The 2,082-nt window shown below is 58.4% G+C and carries 2 protein-coding genes and 1 pseudogene; all 3 read right to left on the bottom strand.

The window, feature by feature from the left end; translation table 11 throughout:
* Positions 1-523, bottom strand: a pseudogene (locus OJ996_RS26330) (hypothetical protein); the annotation flags it as partial.
* Between the two features lie 343 nt (positions 524-866).
* Entirely contained in the window at positions 867-1,151 is a 285-nt protein-coding gene (locus OJ996_RS26325) for a hypothetical protein (RefSeq protein ID WP_264516746.1), read from the bottom strand.
* The coding region (locus OJ996_RS26320) for an RHS repeat-associated core domain-containing protein (protein WP_264516745.1) at positions 1,151-2,082 on the bottom strand (932 nt) is incomplete at its 5' end. The genes OJ996_RS26320 and OJ996_RS26325, both read right to left, overlap by 1 nt.

The raw sequence follows: 2,082 nt of genomic DNA, 5'->3' as shown, positions 1-2,082 counted from the left end.
CCCGGTTGCCGTTCGCATCGTAGGTGAAGCTGTGGGTGACCGGCTGGCCGGAAGGCCCGTAAGCGCCGAGCTGGTTTGAATTCGCCCCGTTGTCGCCATCGCCGAACTGGTAATCCGTAACGGTCGCCCCGATGGTCTTGCTCACCCGGTTGTCCGCGCGATCATAGCCGTAATCCGTCGCGACGGCCGCTCCCCCGGCGGGAGTGATGGTCTCGGTGTCGAGGCGGCTGGCGTGGTCGTAGGTGTTGACCACCACGCGGTCGTCCACGCCGCTCATGCTGTGGTTCTCCTCGCAGCGCAGCACGTTGCCGACAGCATCGTGGCTGGAAGGCCAGGTGCCGACCGCCTGCGAGTAGTCGAAGGACGAGACCACCGCACCGGAAGAAGTGCGCTCGACCATGGACAAGGTGCGGCCGAGCCGGTCCCGGCCGGTGCTGGTGCCGTGGGAAACACCGGCTCCAGAGGAAATCCCGGTCGATAGGGAAATCAGCAGTGTTAGCAAGATGGCAGCCGGACGGGTCAAGGCGGGAGCATTCTGGCGAAACCGGGGTTGCGAGGAAAGGCCGGATCCGCTCCGTTCCAAGGAGACATCATCGGACGAGTCGCGTTTCTCATCCGCTTCGGCGTCACCCGCATGGCTGAAAGATGCCGGACATGCGGACGCGGTTGGCGGAAGCAGCTCATGGAGTGGGTGGACCTTGGGTTGAAGCGTTCCGGAAATATCGCGATCTGCATCACGGGCTCTCGCGGGAGGAAGCCCCGATCCGGCTTTGGCACGAATACCGGTTGGCACGGCCACTGCGGTTGGTTGCCACTATTATTGAAAATGATCCCTGTGGAAACTGCGCTGGTGCCTTTGCGGCGATTTATTCCACCAAGATCCAAGAAGATTTCGGAGTTTCTCTACGCACAGTTTTGCCCATTTCCAAATCGGCAATTTCGCCGACGCTTGGATCCAGCATGAGTATGGTGTCTAGGCGAACCAATTGCATCTTATCCATACTGTAGTCGCCGTTCCCACAATGGAATTGCCACAAGGATCCTCCTTCTTCGTCATCTTCGTGACTGATTTCCAGAATGGGCATGCCTTGCTTGGTCACAAACGTGGAGGTCACAACCATCGTGTCGTTGCTGATAGGGAATATTTTCATCAATTGTTCGATTTGGCTCGATTGTTTGCCCGCGTCCGCAGCTCAAGATTGCTCATGGTCCTTGTTCCTCCTTTGTCCACTGGCACAATGTGGTCCACTTGAACCTCATTGGGAGGAGGAGTAACGCCTTTTTGTGACTTGGCAGATGGAACCATCACCTCTCCGGTTACATCGTCTCGGAGCACCCCGTTGTTTGCTTCCATGTTCATTTTCTTCATTTCTTGAACCTGTCTTGGGGTAGGTTTGGTACTAGCATTGAGATTCTTTGGGTCAGCAATTCTTGTATAATCTGGCTTATTCGCCGCCGCTGCCTCCACTGTAGCCGCCCCCTGCGTCCCTCTCGCGGTGGTCAATGCGGCGTTACCCGTCCTCAATGCGATTCTCAATGCAGCGTCCGCACCACTTGCGAGGGATGTGACCGTGCCGAATGCCAGGTTTCCGGCTTTCTTCGGATCCTTTGTCGCCTCGTCAACATGGTTGGCCGCGGCATCCAGAACCGACTCGGTCATGGTCCTTCCATTCATCTGAGCCTTGGCTCCCAGATTTTCGGCCGACTGGACGAAGTCATGGTATGCCTGTTGGCTTCCTTCGGCGATCTTCTGGTAGCCGGTCTTCTTGCCGGCAAACGATTGCCATGCATTCGTGGCTGGATCGAGGTTCATCGCCAGTTGGCCTAGCCCTTTTGCCATGTTCCCGGCCGCGCCTCCCACGCCGCCCCAATACCCGAACCAGTCGTCGCCCATGGAAGCGAGCGTGTTGACAATCTGAGGCGCAAGCCCTTCAGGGTCGAACGCGCTCCACGGATTCTGCCTCACATAGGCGTAAACATTCGGGCCGTCCACGAAGCCCGCCGGATCGCGCGAGATGAACACCCCGGCCTCGAGGTCGCGGTAGCGGTGGCCTTCGTTGAGCAGGCCGGTGGGATCCTCGT

This window comes from Luteolibacter rhizosphaerae (genome assembly GCF_025950095.1).
Taxonomy (GTDB): Bacteria; Verrucomicrobiota; Verrucomicrobiia; order Verrucomicrobiales; family Akkermansiaceae; genus Haloferula; species Haloferula rhizosphaerae.
The sequence above is the reverse complement of the archived record's forward strand: the minus strand, read 5'-3'. Positions and strand labels throughout refer to the sequence as shown.